This is a genomic window from Porphyromonas sp. oral taxon 279 str. F0450 (assembly GCF_000292995.1).
In the GTDB taxonomy this organism is placed as follows: Bacteria; Bacteroidota; Bacteroidia; order Bacteroidales; family Porphyromonadaceae; genus Porphyromonas; species Porphyromonas pasteri.
In genome coordinates this window covers 82,503-102,841 of the sequence record NZ_ALKJ01000010.1, presented here as the reverse complement: position 1 = coordinate 102,841, position 20,339 = coordinate 82,503, and the positions used below count along the sequence as shown (strand labels likewise).

Below are 20,339 nucleotides of genomic sequence, written 5' to 3'. Positions count from 1 at the left end.
GTTAGGCTGGGTAGTGGTTAGCTTAGGCGACTGCGAAGCTCGGTATAGAGCTCTTCGATGGAGCGGCCTAAGAGGGGATGAATAAACTCTGGAGCGATCTTACAAAGGGGCTCCAGCACGAATAGTCGCTCTGTAAGGAGCGGATGGGGGAGGGTCAAGCGCTTGCTCTCGAGGATAAGATCGTCGTAGAAGAGTAGATCGATATCTATGGGACGATCGTGGTAGTGCCCTGCCACGCTCTTGCGCTGACGACCGAGCTGTCGCTCGATCTCTTGGGTGCGGTCGAGTACCTCCAGTGGGGAGAGTGACGTGGTGAGTACGAGCGCGGTATTGAGGAAGGGGTGGGGGCTCTCGAAGCCCCACGGCTCCGTCTCGATGAATGTAGCGATGCCACCGACCTGCCCGATGAGGCGGTCGATGGCATCTATGGCTTGATGTAGGAGTGCTTCACGATCACCCTCGTTGCTACCGAGAGAGAGGTACAGCTGAGGCATGAGGCGCTTCCGTCGGATTAGTCGATGATGAGCATAGCGTCACCGTAGGCACCGAAGCGGTACTTCTCCTTGATAGCGATGGAGTAGGCGCGCATGGTCTCTTCGTAGCCCCCGAAGGCTGCGGTCATCATCAGCAGGATGGACTTCGACATGTGGAAGTTCGTTACCAGAGCATTGGGGACGTTGAAGTCGTAGGGGGGGAAGATGAACTTGCTCGTCCAGCCGTCGAAGGCCTTGAGGTGGCGCTGCGTACCCGATGCCGTCTCCATAGCGCGGAGTACGGAGGTGCCGACGGCACAGATGTTCTGCCCTGCGGCGCTGGCAGCATTGACGATGGTGCAGGCTTCCTCTGGGATGATCATCTGCTCGCTCTCCATCTTGTACTTGGTGAGGTCCTCGACGTCGATCTCGCGGTAGTTGCCCTGCCCGTTGTGCACGGTGATGAAGGCCTTGCGGATATCCTTGATCTCCATACGCAGGAGGAGCTCACGGCTGAAGTGGAAGCTGGCAGCAGGCCCTACGACAGCGCCTTCGTTCTTCGCGAAGAGTGACTGATAGCGCTGGGCATCTTCACTGTTGGGGCTGCGGTTCATATACTTGGGCAGAGGCGTCTCACCCATGGCGTGCAGGAGCTCACGGAACTCCTCTTGTGAGCCGTCAAAGAGGAAGCGCAGCGTACGACCACGTGAGGTGGTGTTGTCGATGACTTCGGCTACCAGCTCATCGTTCTTCCCGAAGTAGAGCTTATTGCCGATGCGGATCTTGCGAGCAGGGTCGACGACGACGTCCCAGAGCTTGAAGGCGGGGTTGAGTTCGCGCAGGAGGAAGACCTCGATCTGAGCGCCAGTCTTCTCCTTGTTGCCATACATACGGGCGGGGAAGACCTTCGTATCGTTGAAGACGAAGACGTCATCCTTGCTGAAGTAGTCCAGGATGTCCTTGAAGTGGCGGTGCTCGATCTCACCCGTGGAGCGGTGCAGTACCATCAGGCGCGACTCGTCGCGGAAGGTGGCGGGCTTCTTGGCGATGAGAGTTTCGGGGATCTCGATCTCGAAGTGACTTAGCTTAGTATCCTTCATTGTCTATCTCGTAGGGGCTATGGGTTGGAGGGTTCTGTTTCTTCTGTGGGGAGGGCGACGTACTCGCGGAGGAAGGCTTGGATATCCTCGACGCGGTAGCAGTCCTCGATGCGGTAATCTCCGACACGGGTGCGGCGGAGGTCGGTGAGGTGGCCACCCGAGCCGAGGGCCGTACCGATGTCGCGAGCCAGTGCGCGGATGTAGGTGCCCTTGCTGCAGACCACACGGATCTGGATCTGGGGGAGGGCGTAGTCGAGCAGCTCGATCTCGTCGATGACGAGGATCTTAGCCTTGAGCTCGAAGTCCCGTCCCTTGCGGGCTAAGTCGTAGGCACGGCGGCCATCGACCTTGACAGCTGAGAAGGCGGGAGGCACCTGCTCGATGGTGCCGATGAAGCCCTTGAGGGCCTCTTCGACGGCCTCGCGGGTGATATGCTCTGTGGGGAAGAAGGCATCAGGCTCCGTCTCCATGTCGAAGGTCGGAGTCGTCTGCCCGAGGCGGATGTCTGCGATATACTCCTTGCGCCCAGCCTGTAGCTCGTCGATACGCTTGGTATGCTTGCCGGTACAGAGGATCATCACGCCGGTGGCGAGTGGGTCGAGTGTACCCGCGTGCCCTACCTTGAGCTTCTTGATGCCGAGATAGCGGCAGGCTTCGCAGCGGAACTTATTGACCAGGCTGAAGGAGCTCCATGTCAGAGGCTTGTCGAGGGCAATCGTTGCCCCCGCGATGAGGTCCAGCTTCTCCATCTATTATCCGAGGGAGATGTTGGCCCCGAGGAGCAGTGCGATAGCTATACCGACCGATAGGATGATGCGGTAGTAGCCGAAGGCACGGAAGCCGTACTTCGTGACGAAGCTGATGAAGAACTTGATCGCCAGCAGTGCCACAAGGAAGGCTACGACATTCCCGATGAGGAGCGTCTGCCAGTTCTCTTCGAAGACACCCATGCCCAGCTCCTTGTACAGCTTGTAGCCCTTGAGTAGGGTGGCGCCAAACATCGTGGGGACGGCAAGGAAGAAGGAAAACTCAGCTGCCTGACGACGCGTCAAGCCCTGCTGCATCCCCCCGAAGATCGTAGCCATCGAGCGTGAGACGCCAGGTACCATCGCCAGGCACTGGAAGAGCCCGATGATGAAGGCATTCTGTGCCGTCACCTTGCGCTCGGTCTTGCCCGTGAAGATGCGGTCAAAGTAGATCATCAAGATCCCCCCGAGGAAGAGCATCGTGAGCACGACCCAGGTATTGCCGAGGAGGTCATCGATGGTGTCGTTGAAGAGGGCACCGAGGATGGCAGCTGGGATACAGCCGATGATCATCAGACCATAGAGACGCCAGCCACCGAGGCTCGTCGTAGGGTCGGGCTTCAGCCCAAAGATGGGGAAGGGAAGGAAGCGACGGAAGTAGTAGACGACGACCGAGAGGATCGCGCCAAACTGGATCATCACCGTGAAGGCCTTGAGATAAGCCGTGCTCTCCATACCGAGGATACCCTCGGTGAGGATCATGTGCCCTGTGGAGGAGACGGGGAGGAACTCCGTGAGCCCCTCGACGAGGGCCAGGATGATGCTTTGTAAGATGGTCATTAGTCTTCCTCCTCCGCTTTCTTCTCTATGGGGCGAGTGGCGGGCTTCACCAGGATGGCATAGACCATGAGGCAGAAGCCGATGAGGCAGACGATGGGAGCCACGACGATGCGGCGGCTACTGAAGATCTCGGGGCTGAAGGCCGTAGGGTCTTCGCTCTGCCCGCCAGACATCAGGATGAAGCCTACGAGGATGAAGAGCGCAGAGAGCGCCATCAGGAGATAATTCTTCTTGCTGTACAGCATGCTTTATACTATATCGTATCGGGATGATAGGGATCGGGGAGGTTTAGATCAAGTGGATCTTACCCTCTTCCATGTGGATGTAGCGGCGGGTCGCACGCCACGAGGAGACGAAGCTGACGCATACCCCGACTAAGGGGATAGCGATGATGACCCCGAGGAGGGGTACGCTGGGGCAGAGGCTGAGGAGGCGGTAGCCGAAGACCTGCTCAGCACCATAGAGGAGCCCCCCCAGGAGGGCGAGTGCTAGCAGCGCACCGATGAAGCCCTCGAGGATAGCACGACGGATGAAGGGACGGCCGATGAAGCCCGCCGTAGCACCGATGAGCGAGAGCGTGCGGATACGCATGCGCTGCGAGTAGATGACCAGCCCCGTAGCGGTCGTGATCTGCAGGAAGCTCACCAGCAGGTTGATGCCGAGGAAGATCCAGAGGACGATGCGGATGGTCTGGAGATTGTTCGACGCAGAGGCCCACTGGCTCTGCTGCTCCTCAAGACCCTCAGCGTTCTTCAGCACGGGATTAGTGGCGATGATCTTCTTGAGGCTATCGGGCTCGGTGTACTCGCTCTTGAGATAGACCTTAGCCATGGGCTGCAGGGGATTGTAGCCGAGGATCTTCGTGGGGTCTTCGCCGAGGACATCCGTGAGGCTCTTGGCTGCGCTGTCGGCAGTGATGAGCTCGACGGAGCGGACGTAGGGGAGGGCACGAAGCTCACTGAGCGTCGCCTCGGTGTTAGCGCCTGGCTCATCGGATAGCTCTACGGAGAAGGATATACGTTCGCGTACCTCCTTGCTCAGTCCCTGCTCCAGGACATAGACGAGGCCGAGAGCCCCGAGCATAAAGAGGGTGAAGGTGATGCTTAGGAAGCTGAGGAGCCGTGCATAGCGCAGGGTCGAGGACTGTTTAGCTTTGGGCGCGCCCATATATATTATAGGTATGTATTCTCTATCGATGAGCTGCCGGGTGCACCCTTTACGTATGGACACACCACGAACAATTTGCATACAAAGATAGATATTCTCAGCATAAGGCTTTGCCTTGCGGAGGAAAAGCTGTGTCCGAGGTGAGATAAACTTGCCTTCTCCCAGAGTAAAAGCTATGAAGCCGTAGTGGAAGTCCTTTATCCTCGTGCATAGTTCATAGATCTACGTACGTAGTCTATAGGATCTACGTGCATAGATTTTAAATCCACGTACGTAGACGAAGGTATCACCATAGTGCTTCGCACAGAATTGCTCGCACGGATGGAGGAAGTGCTGTGCGGGTTTGCTGGGTATTTCTCTACTCCTCTCAGCACGTAGGCCTTGTAAGCTATGAGCGGTATCGCGGCGGGCGTAAACGGCGATATTCACTATCTTTGCACCTTACAGATATTATATACATAGCAAAGTATTGACAACGATGAATAAGACCTCCCTCCCTTCCCCCTGCTACATTCTCGAGGAAGACCTGCTTCGGCGGAACCTTACCCTCATCCGCGACGTAGCTCAGCGGGCGGGCGTGGAGATCATCTTGGCTTTCAAGGCCTATGCGCTCTGGAAGACCTTCCCGATTATCCGCGAGTACGTCCCTCATAGCACGGCAAGCTCTATCTACGAGGCGCAGCTGGCCTATGAGGAGATGGGCGCTAAGGCACATACCTTCAGCCCAGCCTACACTCGTGAGGAGTTCCCCACCATCCTTCGCTACAGCTCGCACGTGACCTTCAATTCGCTGAGTCAGATCGAGCAGATGCGCCCTCTGATGCCGACCGATGGGAGCGTGTCTTTCGGGCTGCGTGTCAACCCCGAGTACTCGGCGGTGGAGACCGACCTGTATAACCCCTGTGCTCCAGGCTCTCGCTTCGGGGTGCCTGCTGCGGAGCTGAACGAGCTCCCCGAGGGTATCGAGGGCTTCCACTTCCACTCGCTCTGCGAGGGGACGTCGGAGGATCTGGAGAAGACGCTACAGATCATCGAGAAGAACTTCGGGCACTTCCTCCCTCGTCTCAAGTGGCTCAATATGGGCGGTGGGCACCTGATGACCCGTCGTGACTACGATGTCGAGCATCTGGTCAGCGTACTGCGTGCCCTCGGTGAGCGCCATCCTCACCTGCACCTCATCCTCGAGCCAGGGAGTGCCTTTGGCTGGCAGACGGGTTACCTCACCTCCTCGGTGGTGGATGTTGTGGAGCACCACGGGATCCGCACGGCCATCGTCGATGTATCCTTCACCTGCCACATGCCTGACTGCCTTGAGATGCCCTACAAGCCCGCTATCCGTGGCGCTCGTACGATGGACGAATATCGCCCCGAGGCGCACAGCTATCGTATCGGTGGGAATAGCTGCCTGAGTGGCGACTTCATCGGCTACTGGGAGTTCGACAAGCCCCTTGAGGTCGGTGATGAAGTGATCTTTGAGGATATGCTTCACTACACGACGGTGAAGACGACGATGTTCAACGGCATCTCCCATCCCAGCATCGCCCTGCGTCGCTGTGACGGCACGATCGAGATGCTGCGTGAGTACACGTATCAAGACTATAAGAGCCGCATGGACTAAGTCCGTGTGCGGTACTAAGGAAACTACATAGAGAATCATGGGACTATTTGGACTCTTCTCTAAGAAGAAAAAAGAGACGCTTGACGAAGGGCTCTCTAAGACTAAGGAGAATGTCTTCTCCAAGCTCGCGCGTGCTGTCGCTGGGCGTAGCACCGTCGATGACTCCGTGCTCGATGAGCTGGAGGACGTCCTGGTGACCAGCGACGTCGGCGTAGAGACGACCCTGAAGATCATCCGCCGTATCGAGGAGCGTGTAGCACGTGACAAGTATGTCTCCACCTCGGAGCTTACGGGTATCCTGCGTAGCGAGATCGCTTCGCTACTCACGGAGAATGGCTCTACCGACGGCGAGAGCTTCGCCCTGCCCGCAGGTAAGAAGCCCTATGTCATCATGGTCGTCGGGGTCAATGGCGTGGGGAAGACCACGACCATCGGTAAGCTCGCCTATCAGTTCAAGCAACAGGGCTACTCGGTGATGCTCGGCGCAGGGGATACCTTCCGCGCAGCCGCTATCGAGCAGCTCGATATCTGGGCTAAGCGCGTCGATGTGCCCATCATCCGTCAGCACATGTCGGCCGACCCTGCTTCGGTCGCCTTCGATACGCTGAGTGCTGCAGTGAAGGCCGGTACAGATGTCGTGATCATCGACACCGCAGGCCGCCTGCACAACAAGGTCGGGCTGATGAACGAGCTGACGAAGATCCGCCGTGTGATGCAGAAGGTCGTACCTGATGCTCCTGATGAAGTACTCCTCGTACTCGACGGCTCGACGGGGCAGAACGCCTTCGAGCAGGCCAAGCAGTTCACCGCTGCTACCGAGGTCAATGCGCTCGCGATCACCAAGCTCGACGGCACAGCCAAGGGCGGTGTGGTCATCGGTATCTCTGACCAGTTTAAGATCCCCGTGAAGTATATCGGGCTGGGGGAAGGTATAGAAGACCTCCAGCTCTTCAGAAAGAAAGAATTTGTTGACTCCCTATTCGGAGAATGAGAAAGAACCAAGTAGATGTAATTACCCTGGGGTGCTCCAAGAATCTCGTCGACTCTGAGCAGCTCATCCGCCAGTTCCTGGCAAACGGCTATGTCGTGCACCACAACTCCGGTGCCGTCAATGGCGAGATCGTCGTACTCAACACCTGTGGCTTCATCGGTGATGCGCAGGAGGAGTCTATCAATATGATCTTGAAGATGGTCGAGGCCAAGAAGACGGGCCGTATCGGGCAGGTCTATGTCATGGGCTGTCTGACGGAGCGCTTCATGGATGAGCTCAAGGCCGAGATCCCCGAGGTGGACGGCTACTATGGGAAGTTCAACTGGAAGAACCTCCTGACGGACTTAGGTAAGGCTTACCACAATGATCCGCTTGGGGGCAATCGTAGTATCACGACGCCCGCGCACTACGCTTATATGAAGATCTCCGAGGGCTGCAATCGCAGCTGCTCGTACTGCGCCATCCCCATCATCACGGGGAAGCACAAGTCCCGTCCGATGGAGGACCTCGTCACAGAGGCCCAGTCGCTCGTGGCTTCGGGTGTCAAGGAGATCCAGCTCATCGCCCAGGATCTGACCTTCTACGGGCTCGATATCTATAAGAAGAATAGCTTGGCCGAGCTCCTACAGCGTCTCTCCGACGTCGAGGGACTGGAGTGGCTTCGCCTGCACTATGCCTATCCCGCAGACTTCCCCCGTGAGATCCTCACCGTGATGCGTGAGCGCGAGAATATCTGCAACTACCTCGATATCGCCCTCCAGCATATCAGCGACCCGATGCTCCGTGCTATGCGTCGCCGTGTGACGAAGGCCGAGACCTATGACCTCCTGCGCTATATGCGTGAGGAAGTGCCAGGGATCCACCTGCGTACGACCCTCATGACGGGGCATCCAGGGGAGACTGAGCAGGACTTCGAGGAGCTCCTGCAGTTCGTCCGTGATATCCGCTTCGATCGTATGGGTGCCTTCGTCTACTCGCATGAGACGGGGACCTATGCCCATGAGACCTACGCTGATGATATTCCCCTTGAGGTGAAGCAGGAGCGTATGGACCGCTTGATGTCGACTCAGGAAGAGATCGCAGCAGAGCTGAATGTGGCGAAGATCGGTCGCACCTTCAAGACGCTTATCGACCGCAATGAAGAGGAGTACTTCGTCGGTCGTACCGAATATGACTCACCCGAGGTAGATCAAGAAGTCCTGATCTCGAAGCAGGATGCTCCCAACCTTCAGGTGGGGAACTTCTACCCTGTGGAGATTACCTCGGCAGATACCTTTGACCTATACGGCCAGCTGGCCCAGTAAGAGATGCTACAGGAGGAACTTTGGTACGTACGCCTCGCGGAGCTCTCCGCTGTGCAGCTGGAGACTTCGCAGCAGCTCTGGCGCGCCCTCTGCCAGCAGGTAGAGCAGCGCCTCTTGTCGGGGCTGTCGCTGACCTTCCCCGAGATCGGGGAGTGGAAGCTCGAGGAGCATAGAGAGTATGTCGCCCGTACAGCTGACGGCAAGCAGTGGCTCATCCCGCCACGCTTGACGCTCGGGCTACGTCCCGTAGAAGATCGTGGCGTGACCAGCCTCTCCATCGACCTCCTACGTGATGCACTCTCAGAGGCTACCCACGTCTCGGCTGAGCAGGTCGCTACATGGCTCCGTGCTATCCCCACGCTCTGGCGAGCGCTCTATGATGAGGGCATTCAGATTGTCTGGGCGGGCCTCGGGAGCTTTACGCCGATCACGGCGGAGTCGGGCGAGCGGAGTGGCTATCGCTTCCTCCCATCCGAGGCGCTCTGTGCGGCGCTGAATAAGCCCTTCAGTATGTTTGCGCCCGTAGAGGTCGCCCCGTCTTCTTCGAGCCCCGATCTGGAGCTTCGTGAGATTGGCCAGCTGGATCAGCTGACGAAGGTCGAGCCTATTGAGGTGCTCTTTGCTCCTCGCGAGCCTATTCAGGAGGAGGCAGTTACACCGTCCGTAGTCGAGGAGGTGGTAGAGCCTGTGGTGACAGACGAGCCTCTGCAGCCCGAGTCTCCAGCAGTTATCGTCGAGGAAGAAATCCTCCCAGCTCCCGCAGATGAAGCTCCTATCGAAGCTCCTCAGGCCGCTCCCTCTGTCGCAGTGACGGCGCCCATAGAGGAAGATCCCTTCGTTGATCAAGAGGCTCATCCCCGTATGCTGGTATGGGTATTCGTAGCGCTGGGTATAGCGATGGCTTTCTGTCTCTTCATCTATCTCCTCTCCATACAGCCCGAGCTGGAGATGAAGGATAAGGCTTCCGCTGTGGTGGAGGCTGTACAGCCTAGTCCAGCTCCAGCCGTGCCAGCTGTACCCGCAGCACAGACCATAGACGAGACTGACACCCTACAGACGACTTCTATCGCGACTCAAGAGGAGGCTACCTCATCTGTAGCACCTTCTGAAGTCGTTGCTTCTACAGCCTCTTCGCTCGCAGAGAGCATTGAGCGCGTGCGCCTCCGTCCAGGGGATCGCCTCTCACGCTTGGCTCTGAAAAAGTATGGGAATAAGGCCTTCTGGGTCTACATCTACGAGGAGAATAGAGCCCAGCTCAAGGACCCCGATAATATCCCTGTAGGAGCGGTCATAACGCTGCCCGCAGCCTCTAAGTATCAGATAAATGCAGGCGATACGAATTCAATCAACCGGGCGTTGGTACTACAGCGCTCTTTACATCGGTAGATGAGGCGTATCGCATAGCATATTTTAGATAGACAGATAAACGTAATAGAACCATATGGAATCCGTAGACATCCGCGCACTCACCGCCGAGATTGAGCGCCGTAGCCACCTTATTGAATCCCTGCGTACAGGTATGCATCAGGCGATTGTGGGGCAGAGCCACCTGATCGACTCGCTACTCATCGGCCTCCTCTCTGGAGGGCATATCCTCCTCGAAGGGCTCCCTGGGCTGGCCAAGACCTTGGCGATCAAGACGCTCTCACAGCTCATCAGCGCTGACTACAAGCGTATCCAGTTCACTCCAGACCTCCTGCCTGCTGACGTCGTGGGTACCCTGATGTACAGCCAGAAGCAAGAGGACTTCTCCGTGAAGAAGGGACCTATCTTCTCTAACTTCATCCTCGCGGACGAAATCAACCGTGCCCCAGCTAAGGTGCAGAGCGCCCTGCTAGAGGCCATGCAGGAGCATCAGGTGACCATCGGTGATGAGACCTTCAAGCTCCCCAACCCCTTCCTCGTCATGGCGACGCAGAACCCCATCGAGCAGGAAGGTACGTACCCCCTCCCTGAAGCTCAGGTAGACCGCTTCATGCTCAAGGTCCTGATCTCTTACCCCAAGAAGGAGGAAGAGGCTCAGATCATTCGCCAGCAGATTCGCCCCGAGAGCCAGCAGATCCGCCCCGTCGTCAGCATCGCCGACATCCTGGAGCTGCGTCGTCTGGCTGCTGAGGTCTATATCGACGAGAAGATCGAGCGCTACATCGTGGATATCGTCTTTGCTACCCGTCAGCCCGCTGACTATGGGCTGGAGAACTTCAAGTCATTCATCTCCTTCGGTGCTTCACCCCGTGCTTCGATCAATCTAGCACTGGCTGCCCGCTCCTATGCCCTCATGAAGGGCCGTGGCTATGTCATCCCCGAGGATGTACGTGCGGTATGCTATGATGTGCTGCGTCACCGTATCGGCCTCTCCTATGAGGCCGAAGCTCAGGATCTCACCTCTGATGAGCTCATCAAGGAGATCCTGAATCGTGTCGAGGTACCTTAGTCGGCAGTGAGCGGGGCTTCCCCTCTTTGATGAAGCTCCGTAGCCGATGTGCCCCTATACCTATATATAGGTGGTATAGGGGAGTGACGAACTTAGCACGATAAGTAGCATGATGAAATCCAAACTTCAGCCCTCCGACCTCCTACGCAAGGTGCGCCGCATCGAGATCAAGGCCCGTGGCCTCTCGGAGCAGGTCTTTGCGGGGCAGTACCAGTCCGCCTTCCGTGGACGAGGTATGGCCTTTAGCGAGGTACGTGGTTATCAGATAGGCGATGACGTGCGTGACCTGGACTGGAATGTCACGGCACGCTATGCCCACCCCTTCGTCAAGGTCTTTGAGGAGGAGCGTGAGCTGACCGTGATGCTCCTGGTCGATATGACGGGGAGTACGGACTTTGGTACCCGCGTCGAGACCAAGCGTGAGCTCAATGCCGAGATCGCAGCGACCCTGGCCTTCTCCGCGATACAGAATAATGACAAGGTCGGTGCGATCTTCTTCACCGACCAAGTCGAACTCTTCATCCCTGCGAGAAGTGGGCGCAAGCACATCCTCTATCTGATACGTGAGCTCTTGAGCTTCGAGCCGCAGCGCCGTGCTACGGACCTCAATGTGCCTCTGAAGTATCTCAATCAGCTCATCAAGCGCCGCTGTACGGCCTTCCTCATCTCCGACTTCTACCACTGGGGCGAGGATTACCGTCAGACGCTCTCTCTCACGGCTCGCCGTCACGACCTCGTGGCTATCCGTACCTACGACGAAGGGGCTCTGGAGCTCCCACGTATGGGGCTCCTTCGCCTCTACGATGCGGAGACGGGGCAGGAGCGCTGGGTCGATACCTCTTCGCGTCGAGTGGCTCGTATCTATGCCGAGCGTGTGCGAGAGCAGGAAGAGACTTTCCGCAGCCATTGCCTTCGATCGGGAGTCGACCACATCGAGGTCGCTACTGACGGGGACTATGTGCCTGAGCTGATCAAACTATTTGGACGTAGATCCTAATCCAACCATGCAGAGACTACGGTATCTATATATCCTTGTACTGGCTCTCCTCGGGCTCGGTGGTCAGGCAGCGGCACAGCGTGTGTCGATCCAGACCCACCTCGACCGCTCCGAGATCCGTATCGGGGAGCGTGCGGCCATCGAGATGACCATCCGCACGGATAACCTCGCTGCCACACGCTTCCACCTCGTCGAGGACTCGACGGGGACGGAGCGCTTCCGCATCCTGGAGTTCGGCGCACTCGATACGATCAATGTCGGTGGGACGATCCAGGAGATCAAGGCGCGAATGATCATCACTTCTTTTGATTCGACGCTCATCACGATCCCTCCGATCGTAGTTGAGACGCCTTCGGGGAGTGCCGTCTCCAAGCCCCTTGCCCTCAACGTCATCTCACCCGAGGTTGACCTCGAGCATCCCGATCGCTTCAAGCCTATCCAAGATCCGTGGGACGAGCCCTACACGCTGTGGGATATCCTCGTGATCATCTGGACGAGCTGGATCACCTACGTGGCGATCTTCATTGCCCTCGTACTCCTCTTCATCTATGAGTACAAGCGTAGAGCGGAGTATATGAAGGAGCCCGAGCCTGTCTACCAGCCTCCGACGACTGCCTTCGAGATCTTCCTGCGCCGAGTGGGTGCCCTCAAGGGTCTGCGTCTCGAGGATCAGCAAGACTTCAAGATCTACTACTCCGAGCTTACGGGGGCACTGCGCTCTTACCTCGGAGACATCCTGCACTTTGATGCGCTGGAGAAGACCTCCAGCGAGTTGCTTGACGAGCTACAGGCCTATCCCTTGAGTAGCGACTACCGTCGCACGATCGAGAGCCTCTTCAGAGAGGCAGACTTTGTGAAGTTCGCTAAGAGCCTCCCACAGCGTAGTGAGGCTGAGCAGGTGACTCGCTCCATTCAGGAGCAGACAAAGGCCTTCCACTTAGCATGGCTCGAAGAGCAAGCTAAGCAGGAAGCCGAGAGAAAGGAGGTGGCCGAATGACCTTCCTTCATCCTCAGCTGCTGTGGCTCTTGCTTCTGCTCCCAGCGCTCCTCATCATCTATATCGTATGGCGTCGGCGTCAGCAGGCCTCGCTCCGTGTACCTTCGCTTCTCTTCATCAGTGGCGTACGTGGCGGCCCTCGTGTCTACCTGCGTCACGTGCTCTTCGCCCTGCGTCTCCTCGCCTTGGGCTTGATCATCGTGGCCTTGGCTCGCCCTCAGAGCTCCTCATCATGGAGCGAGGATCGTGTCGAGGGGATCGACATCATGCTCACCATGGATATCTCGACGAGTATGCTCGCGATGGACTTCCAGCCCAACCGTGTCGAGGCTGCTAAGGAGGTCGCTATGCGCTTCATCGCCAATCGCCCGAATGACAATATCGGCCTCGTCGTCTTCGCTGGTGAGAGCTTCACGGCTTGTCCGCTGACACAAGACCATGCGACCCTCATCAACCGCCTTCGGGAGATGACGACGGGTATCATCGCTGACCAGACGGCTATCGGCTCGGGGCTTGCCACGGCTATCAGCCGCCTCAAGGACAGCAAGACCAAGAGTAAGGTCATCATCCTGCTGACGGATGGTGCCAACAATACGGGGAATATCTCTCCGAAGATGGCTGCTGATCTGGCGAAGACCTTTGGCATATCGATCTATACGATCGGCGTAGGCTCGGGAGCTGGTGAGGCACCCTATCCCATACAGACCCCGCTTGGTACGGTCGTGCGCAATATGCCTGTCGACCTCGATGAGCCCACGATGCAGCAGATAGCTGACGTCTCTGGCGGGGCTTACTTCCGTGCCACGGACAATGAGTCGCTCGCTGCGATCTACAAGAAGATCGATCAGCTGGAGAAGACTAAGCTCTCGACGCGGAACTATCATACGACCTACGAGGAGTTCTTCATCTTCGTCCTCGCTGCAGCCTTCCTCCTTCTCTTAGAGTATCTCCTGCGCTCGACGATCCTACGCACCAATCCGTAAGACGATGAATATCCATTTCCATTCACCCGAGTACCTCTACTTGCTCTTTGCGCTCCTGCCGCTCTTGGCTCTATCGCTCTTCGCCTATTGGCGACGTCGTCAGATGCTCAAGCGCTTTGCCGACAAGGAGCTGGGGCAAGCCCTTGCACCTCTGGCTTCGGGGAAGAAGTACGTATTACGTGACCTCTTGCTCCTCATAGCGGGGGCACTCATGATCGTTGTCTTGGCTCGCCCACAGCTGGCGGGTAGTAGTGACCAGGGGACAGATGATAAGGGTATCGAAGCGATGATCTGCCTCGATATCTCGAACTCCATGCTTTGTCAGGACGTAGCTCCCAGCCGCCTGGACTTTGCTAAGCGCTCTATCTCCCGCCTTTTGGAGAATATGCGCTCGGACCGTGTGGGGCTGATCGTCTTTGCGGGAAGCGCCTTTGTTCAGCTCCCGATCACTACGGACATCGCTACGGCTCAGGACTTTCTCTCTGATATTTCGCCCGATATGCTCTCGGACCAAGGGACGGCTATTGGTCAAGCTATCATGCTTGCTCGTCAGTCCTTCTCCGACCGCAAGGATCTGGGGAAAGCGATCATCGTCCTGACGGATGGTGAGGACTTTGAGGACAATGCCACCGAGGCTGCGAAGGATGCAGCGAAGGCTGGTATCCATATCAATGTCGTAGGTATTGGGACCGACAAGGGCGGCCCTATCCCTACATCAGAGGGTAACCTCACCGATGACTCGGGGAATATGGTCGTCACCCGCTTCAATCCCGAGATGTGTCAGCAGATCGCTGATGCTGGTGCGGGTGTCTTCGTCTCCTCGACCTCACAGTCTACCGTCGTCAAGGAGGTAGAGAAGCAGCTGGAGGAGCTCCCACGCGCTTCGATCTCCTCACGGTCGGGCAATGGTGCCGCAGAGGCCTTCGAGCCTTGGCTCTGGGCAGCGCTGGTACTGCTCGTCGTCGAGTTCTTCATCATGGGACGCAAGAATAAGTTCCTCATCCGTCATAATATCTTCGGTCATGAGAAGTAAGATTGCCATCCTCTATCTTGTTCTCCTTGTGCTGGGCGGCTCTTCGCTCTATGCTCAGGGACTCAAGTCCTATATACGCCGCGCCAATAAGCTCTATCAAGCTAAGGACTATGCGGGAGCTACGCAGGAGTACCGTCGTGCCTTGCTCCGTGACAGCCTCTCGGGTAAGGCAAACTTCGGTATATCAGCAGCTGCCTACGGGCAGGGACGCTATGACGAAGCTAAGGACTATCTGGAGCGTGCTGCCCAAGATCCGCGTCTCACGCCACGTCAGCAGGCTGGTGTCCTGCACAACCTCGGTAATGTGGCGATGCAGAAGAAGGACTATCAGAGTGCCGTCCAGTCCTATGAGGAAGCCCTGATCCGCAATCCCGAGGACGACAATACGCGCTACAACCTTGCCCTGGCGCAGAAGCTCCTGCAGCAGCAGAACAAGAATAATAAGTCGCAGAGCCAGCAGGGCCAAGATCAGAATAAGGATAAGGACAAGGATAAGCAGAAGCAAGACCCCAAGCAGGACCAGCAGAAGGATCAGAATAAGCCTGACCAGAAGCCTCAGCAGGGGAAGGATAAGCAGGGCCAGCCCAATGAGCAGCGCTCCGGCGAGCTCTCGAAGGAGCAGGCTGAGCAGATCCTCCGCTCCTTCCGCACCGATGACGATAAGACGCGTCGTCGTGTAGAGCAGGAGCAGCGTCAGCAGCAGAATAGTAGTAATAAGAATAAGAAGAGATGGTAATCTCGATGAAGTCAGTAGCCTTCGTAGGGCGCAGCCTTGCCCTATTCCTCTGCCTCCTCCTTTTGCCGCTTGGTCTTAGGGCTCAGGTGGTACGTGTCGAGGTTCCGCAGACTGTAGTCCAGGGAGCATCGTTTCAGCTCAGCTATACTTATTCAGGTAGTGAGGACTTCGAGCGAGTCACGGAGCCTAAGGTCGCAGGCCTGCAGGTCCTCTATGGACCCGCTCGCCAGCAGATGAGTAGCTTCCAGAGTGTCAATGGACGCAATAGCTCGACCTCCTCGGTGAGCCTCACCTACACCCTCATGGCAGAGCGTACGGGGAGCATCACGATCCCAGCGGCTACGGCTACTATCGGTGGTAAGCGTGTCAATGTCCATGGTGCCACGGTGCGCGTCCTCCCTCCCGATAAGAATGCTCCAGCAGGTCGCTCTCAGTCTGGTGGGGCTACTACTACGGGTAGCTACTTCTTCCGTGCTCTCCCTGGGGCTACCGTTGTCTATGAGAAGCAGGCCTTCCCCATACGCTACAAGCTCTATGCGACGACGGAGTTTGATATCAACTCCTTCGAAGCCCCCCAATATGATGGCTTCCTCTCCGAGAAGCAGACCGATGATGGTCGTCGTCAGCTCCAGCTCGAGACCTATCAGGGGCGCAACTACCGTACGGTAGATATCCTCAGTGAGGTACTCTTCCCTCAGCGAAGTGGTACGCTCACCATCCCCTCATCTAAGATCGGCATCCGTGTCCCCGTGCCTCAGGCCAGTGACGATCCCTTCTTTGGCTCGGCGGTACTTGCTGACCGCACGGTGGAGTCAGCTCCAGTGATCATCCAGGTGCGCCCCCTCCCCTCGGAGGGGCAGCCCAAGGACTTCTCTGGTGCCGTCGGCTCCTTCCGTATGCGTGCCGAGCTCCTCACGAAGAGCCCTAAGACGAATGAGTCGGTGACGATTCGCCTGACACTCGAGGGTACGGGCAACCTAAAGCAGGTCATCAGCCCTGCGATAGCCTTCCCTCAGGACTTCGAGGTCTATGATCCGAAGGAGACGTATGAGGAGAAGGTCTCCGCTACCGAGGTCTATGGCAAGAAGATCATCGAATACTTCGCTATCCCTCGTCGTACGGGCTCGGTGACGATCCCTGCACTGACCTTCTCATACTTCGACCCGAAGCTGGGACGCTATGAGACGCTCCGCTCGCAGACCTTCTCGCTGAATGTGGCTCAAGGGCCTGAGACTGCGTCGGATGATCGCGGTAGCCTCCGCCAGCAGGAGCAGCTCCTGCGTCAGCTCCATGACACCGAAGGGGTCTCCGCTCCTAAGGGTCTTCGCTGGGCGACGAGCTGGAGCTATCTTCTGCTCTTCCCCCTTATCGCACTTCTCGGCCTCATCGCCTATCTCGTCATCGCTCGCCAGCGTGCTCTGCGTGCTGACAGCTTGGGCTACAAGGCCTCGCGTGCCAGCTCGGTGGCTACTAAGCGCCTGCGCACGGCTCATAAGCTCCTCAAGGCGGGTAAGCGTGATGCCTTCTACGAAGAGGCGCTACGTGCACTCTGGGGCTATCTCGGAGATAAGCTCCGTCTGCCTGTCTCTGAGCTGAGTCGTAGCTCGGTCTCTGAGATCCTGCGCACTCGTGGGCTGGATGAGGAGACGATCACGCGCCTCACTCAGGTCATCGATGAGGTTGAGTTCGCCCGCTATGCTCCCGCTAAGGAGGGGGATATGCAGGTGCTGTATGATACAGCTGCTGAGGTCATCGGCGCTATCGATAGTCACAAGCTTTAGCCCCTTTACTATGCGTACGATATTTCTTTCCCTACTTTGCTTGATCTCGACACTCCACCTCGGGGCTACCGAGAAGGCGGAGATCTCTGTCGATAGTCTCTTCGCTGCGGGGCGCTACCGTGAGGCTGCTGCCGCTCTTGAGGAGGAGATCAAGACCTCAGGCGAGAGCTCCACGCGCTATGCCAACCTCGGTAACTGCTACTATCTGCTGGGTGACCTCGGGCATGCGGTGCTGAGCTATGAGCGTGCTACGCTCTTGGATCCCCGTGATAAGGCGATTGCCGAGGCGCGTGCTGTCCTCATCAAGAAGACCATAGATAAGCTCCCCGATGCGGAGAGCTGGTTCACACTTACGGGGGCTAAGGTCGCCTATGCCCTGCCACTCACCGTACTCCTCCCGCTTGCTCTTGTGCTCTTTGCTCTGGCTATCGGCTCTTGCGTAGCCTTTGCTCTGGGGCGCACACGCCGTGGTAAGCGTATCGCCTTCTATACGGCGCTGGGGAGCTTCGTCCTGACAGCCTTTGTCGGGGCGCTGATCCTGCACTGGGTGTATGCCGAGCGCTCGGCTCGAGAGAAGGCTGTCATTACGCAGCCCGAGGTGAATGTTTATTCCTCTCCCAGCGGGAAGGGGACGGTCAAGACTCAGCTGCATGAGGGTACGCGCCTTCGCCTTGTAGGCAAGTCCGTAGGCGAATACCAGCAGTTCTCACTGGGCGATGGTACAGAGGGCTGGATCGCCTCGAGTGCTATTGAGCCTATTGTAGCTCCCAAGTAAATACTCCTATGACGCCTCCCTTCCTGCCGGGCGAGGTCGCCCTACTGCGCGCTATCAATGGAGCGCATTCGCCCTTTTGGGATGCAGCGATGTTCCTCATCTCCAACGTCGGGGCGTGGACCTTCCCTGCGATAGCCCTCCTGATCTTCCTCTTCTATCGCCGTCCGAAGAGTGAGGCTATCCTCCTCCTGCTGATGGTGGGGCTGTGTGTGGCGGTGGGAGATGTCCTAAGCTCGACGCTGGCGAAGCCCTTCTTTGAGCGTCTACGTCCCACGCATACGCCTTGGCTGCAGGAGAGCCTGCACTATGTCTATGGCTACCACGGGAAGCTCTATGGCTTCTTCTCTGGGCACTCGGCGAACTATACCGCAGTGGCTACCTTCCTCTGCTTGGCCTTTAGAGATCGTCGCTTCACGGCGGTACTCTCGCTCTTGGTCGCCTGGGTTGTCTACAGCCGTATGTATATCGGAGCGCACTTCCTCTCTGACTGCCTTGTGGGTATCCTTGTAGGCCTTGCCGTGGGTTATGGTGTCTACCGTCTGTACCTCTACATCCGAGGACGAGTCCTCGCCACGGGCTACCGTGCCCCACAGGAGATCTATTACGAGGGGATGCTTGCGCTGGTCTGTGCGCTCTGGGTCTCTATCCCCGTCACGCTGATGATGGCGGTACAGTTTACACGTATCCTACGTATGGTCGGGGCTTTGTAGCTCACGCCTCCCTATACCTTACAGCAGCGCCCCATAATGCCATCTGCATCATGGGGCGCTGCTGTATATGCTCGGGGGGGAGGGTTTATAGCTTGCGGATGAGGCTTAGCCCGTCACGTAGGGGGAGGATGAGGTTCTCGACCCGGGGATCACGCTGTACGTGGTCATTGAAAGCGAGGATCGTCTGCGTCTGCTGGTCGGTGGGAGTCGGCTCCTCGATGACCTTACCGTCCCAGAGGGTATTGTCCGCTAAGATGAGGGCGCCCGAGGGAAGGTGGGGGAGGATGAGCTCGTAGTAATCAATGTACTCGCGCTTATTGGCGTCGATATACACGAGGTCGAAGCTGTGCTTCTCTAAGAGCTCGGGGAGGATCGTGAGCGCATCTCCGAGGTAGAGGTGGACGCGGTGGGCGTAGGGCGTGCCGTCAAGGAACTCGTGGATGAAGTCTTCCATCTCATCATCCGACTCGATGGTATGGACCTCACCGCCTTCTCCGAGAGCTTCGGCCAAGCAGTGCGCAGCATAGCCTGTGAAGGTGCCAAGCTCAAGGACTTTTTGGGCTCCAGAGATACGGCAGAGCATCTGAAGGAGGTTGCCCTGCAGGTGCCCAGAGAGCATACGAGCACGCAGGAGGTGTACATGGGCCTCTCTCCAGAGTCGCTGGCGGTAGGGGCTCTCAGGGGTCGTATGACTTAGGATGTACTCCTCGAGTCGCTCGCTGTCGATGCTCATTCGCTGACGGCTGTTTCTGGCTCAGGCATCCCGAGGATCTCGCGGATACGGCTGGCGACTTGCTCCATCTGCCACATAGGCGTGGAGGTCGCCCCACAGATACCGATGCTCTGTGGTAGGGGCTGGAGCATCTCGGGCTGGATCTCATCGGGAGAGGAGACGAAGATACTTCGCTCGTTGCCCTTCTGACAGTAGCTGAAGAGCACCTTACCGTTGGAGCTCTTGCCCCCTGCGACGAAGACCGTCAGCTCATGCTGGGAGGAGAACTCCTGGATGTGGGGCATGCGGTTGGACACCTGGCGGCAGATTGAGTCCTGGAAGTCGAAGCGAGCATCACCTATCATACGGCTACGGAGCTTATCGATGAGCTCGTGGAAGCCCGTCAGCGACTGGGTCGTCTGTGAGAAGAGTGCGATGGGGCGGGTGAAGTCAATCTGCTCGATATCCTCGGGGCTCTGCACGATGATGGCCTTCCCATCGGTCTGACCGACGAGACCATTGACCTCGGCATGGCCCTTCTTCCCATAGATCACGATCTGACCACCCACGGGATCCAGCTCGGCGAACTTACGACGGACCTTCTTCTGCAGGGCGAGCACGACGGGGCAAGTAGCATCTACGAGCTCGATATTACGCTCACGAGCGAGCTGATAGATAGCGGGTGCTTCCCCGTGGGCACGGAAGAGCACGCGCTTTCCCTCGAGCTTCTTGAAGGCCTCGTAGTCGATCGTCTGCATACCCTTGGCCTGCAGGCGGTCTACCTCTTGGTTGTTGTGTACGATGTCGCCGAGGCAGTAGAGCTCTTTGTCATCTTTCTTCAGCTCTTCTTCGGCGTGCTTGACAGCATTGATGACGCCGAAGCAGAAGCCCGACTGTTGGTCTATTTCGATCTTGGGATACATGCGTGGGAATAAGGAGTGG

General features: G+C 57.5%; 21 protein-coding genes. 13 read left to right on the top strand and 8 right to left on the bottom strand.

Annotation, left to right across the window (positions count from 1 at the left end; genetic code table 11):
* Positions 1-17: 17 nt before the first annotated feature.
* Genes folK through HMPREF1323_RS01495 form a run of 6 tightly spaced genes read right to left on the bottom strand, consistent with a single transcriptional unit; the run spans position 18 to position 4,326 of the window.
* Entirely contained in the window at positions 18-494 is a 477-nt protein-coding gene (gene folK / locus HMPREF1323_RS01520) for a 2-amino-4-hydroxy-6-hydroxymethyldihydropteridine diphosphokinase (RefSeq protein WP_009432355.1), read from the bottom strand.
* 17 nt (positions 495-511) lie between these two features.
* Positions 512-1,573 carry a tRNA preQ1(34) S-adenosylmethionine ribosyltransferase-isomerase QueA gene (gene queA / locus HMPREF1323_RS01515; RefSeq protein ID WP_009432327.1) on the bottom strand — a complete coding sequence of 354 codons (1,062 nt, stop codon included), beginning with the start codon at positions 1,571-1,573 and terminating at the stop codon, positions 512-514.
* 17 nt (positions 1,574-1,590) lie between these two features.
* Complete coding sequence (gene truB / locus HMPREF1323_RS01510) at positions 1,591-2,322, bottom strand: tRNA pseudouridine(55) synthase TruB (protein WP_009432337.1); 732 nt, start codon at positions 2,320-2,322, stop codon at positions 1,591-1,593.
* Positions 2,323-2,325: 3 nt separating this feature from the next.
* Complete coding sequence (gene uppP / locus HMPREF1323_RS01505) at positions 2,326-3,159, bottom strand: undecaprenyl-diphosphatase UppP (protein WP_009432320.1); 834 nt, start codon at positions 3,157-3,159, stop codon at positions 2,326-2,328.
* Positions 3,159-3,404, bottom strand: a complete 246-nt coding sequence (locus HMPREF1323_RS01500; protein WP_009432316.1) for a DUF3098 domain-containing protein — start codon at positions 3,402-3,404, stop codon at positions 3,159-3,161. Before HMPREF1323_RS01500 ends, uppP begins: the two co-directional genes overlap by 1 nt.
* 43 nt (positions 3,405-3,447) lie before the next feature.
* Entirely contained in the window at positions 3,448-4,326 is an 879-nt protein-coding gene (locus tag HMPREF1323_RS01495) for a cell division protein FtsX (protein WP_009432413.1), read from the bottom strand.
* Positions 4,327-4,804: 478 nt separating this feature from the next.
* Here HMPREF1323_RS01495 and nspC point away from each other — a divergent pair, with 478 nt between their 5' ends.
* The 13 genes from nspC (at position 4,805) to HMPREF1323_RS01430 (ending at position 18,685) form a co-directional block, all read left to right on the top strand.
* Positions 4,805-5,944, top strand: coding sequence for a carboxynorspermidine decarboxylase (gene nspC, locus HMPREF1323_RS01490; protein ID WP_044123869.1), 1,140 nt, complete (start codon positions 4,805-4,807; stop codon positions 5,942-5,944).
* A 37-nt stretch (positions 5,945-5,981) separates the two neighbouring features.
* On the top strand, positions 5,982-6,935 hold the full coding sequence (gene ftsY, locus HMPREF1323_RS01485) for a signal recognition particle-docking protein FtsY (protein ID WP_009432317.1): 954 nt from the start codon (positions 5,982-5,984) through the stop codon (positions 6,933-6,935).
* Entirely contained in the window at positions 6,932-8,239 is a 1,308-nt protein-coding gene (gene rimO / locus HMPREF1323_RS01480; RefSeq protein ID WP_009432412.1) for a 30S ribosomal protein S12 methylthiotransferase RimO, read from the top strand. The genes ftsY and rimO overlap by 4 nt, the downstream gene beginning before the upstream one ends.
* A gap of 3 nt (positions 8,240-8,242) precedes the next feature.
* On the top strand, positions 8,243-9,625 hold the full coding sequence (locus HMPREF1323_RS01475) for a LysM peptidoglycan-binding domain-containing protein (protein ID WP_009432410.1): 1,383 nt from the start codon (positions 8,243-8,245) through the stop codon (positions 9,623-9,625).
* A gap of 55 nt (positions 9,626-9,680) precedes the next feature.
* Complete coding sequence (locus HMPREF1323_RS01470; protein WP_009432350.1) at positions 9,681-10,673, top strand: AAA family ATPase; 993 nt, start codon at positions 9,681-9,683, stop codon at positions 10,671-10,673.
* Between the two features lie 109 nt (positions 10,674-10,782).
* Positions 10,783-11,670, top strand: coding sequence for a DUF58 domain-containing protein (locus HMPREF1323_RS01465; protein ID WP_009432332.1), 888 nt, complete (start codon positions 10,783-10,785; stop codon positions 11,668-11,670).
* A gap of 7 nt (positions 11,671-11,677) precedes the next feature.
* Positions 11,678-12,667 (top strand): hypothetical protein, encoded by a 990-nt coding sequence (locus HMPREF1323_RS01460; RefSeq protein ID WP_009432356.1) that lies wholly within the window; start codon positions 11,678-11,680, stop codon positions 12,665-12,667.
* Positions 12,664-13,650 (top strand): vWA domain-containing protein, encoded by a 987-nt coding sequence (locus HMPREF1323_RS01455; protein ID WP_009432364.1) that lies wholly within the window; start codon positions 12,664-12,666, stop codon positions 13,648-13,650. Before HMPREF1323_RS01460 ends, HMPREF1323_RS01455 begins: the two co-directional genes overlap by 4 nt.
* A 4-nt stretch (positions 13,651-13,654) precedes the next feature.
* Positions 13,655-14,683, top strand: a complete 1,029-nt coding sequence (locus HMPREF1323_RS01450; protein WP_009432368.1) for a VWA domain-containing protein — start codon at positions 13,655-13,657, stop codon at positions 14,681-14,683.
* Positions 14,673-15,419, top strand: coding sequence for a tetratricopeptide repeat protein (locus HMPREF1323_RS01445; RefSeq protein WP_009432354.1), 747 nt, complete (start codon positions 14,673-14,675; stop codon positions 15,417-15,419). The genes HMPREF1323_RS01450 and HMPREF1323_RS01445 overlap by 11 nt, the downstream gene beginning before the upstream one ends.
* Before the next feature lie 5 nt (positions 15,420-15,424).
* Positions 15,425-17,200 (top strand): BatD family protein, encoded by a 1,776-nt coding sequence (locus HMPREF1323_RS01440; protein ID WP_156795168.1) that lies wholly within the window; start codon positions 15,425-15,427, stop codon positions 17,198-17,200.
* 10 nt (positions 17,201-17,210) lie between these two features.
* The gene (locus tag HMPREF1323_RS01435; RefSeq protein ID WP_009432401.1) at positions 17,211-17,975 is read left to right on the top strand and encodes a tetratricopeptide repeat protein; all 765 of its coding nucleotides are present in this window, start codon (positions 17,211-17,213) and stop codon (positions 17,973-17,975) included.
* 8 nt (positions 17,976-17,983) lie between these two features.
* A complete protein-coding gene (locus HMPREF1323_RS01430; protein ID WP_009432389.1) occupies positions 17,984-18,685 on the top strand; it encodes a phosphatase PAP2 family protein in 702 nt (233 codons plus the stop codon).
* An 85-nt stretch (positions 18,686-18,770) separates the two neighbouring features.
* Here the strand turns inward: HMPREF1323_RS01430 and HMPREF1323_RS01425 are convergent, their stop codons facing one another.
* Together HMPREF1323_RS01425 and HMPREF1323_RS01420 are read right to left on the bottom strand one after the other, a co-directional pair.
* The gene (locus tag HMPREF1323_RS01425) at positions 18,771-19,418 is read right to left on the bottom strand and encodes an O-methyltransferase (protein WP_009432376.1); all 648 of its coding nucleotides are present in this window, start codon (positions 19,416-19,418) and stop codon (positions 18,771-18,773) included.
* On the bottom strand, positions 19,415-20,320 hold the full coding sequence (locus HMPREF1323_RS01420; RefSeq protein ID WP_009432362.1) for a 4-hydroxy-3-methylbut-2-enyl diphosphate reductase: 906 nt from the start codon (positions 20,318-20,320) through the stop codon (positions 19,415-19,417). Before HMPREF1323_RS01420 ends, HMPREF1323_RS01425 begins: the two co-directional genes overlap by 4 nt.
* Positions 20,321-20,339 lie beyond the last annotated feature (19 nt).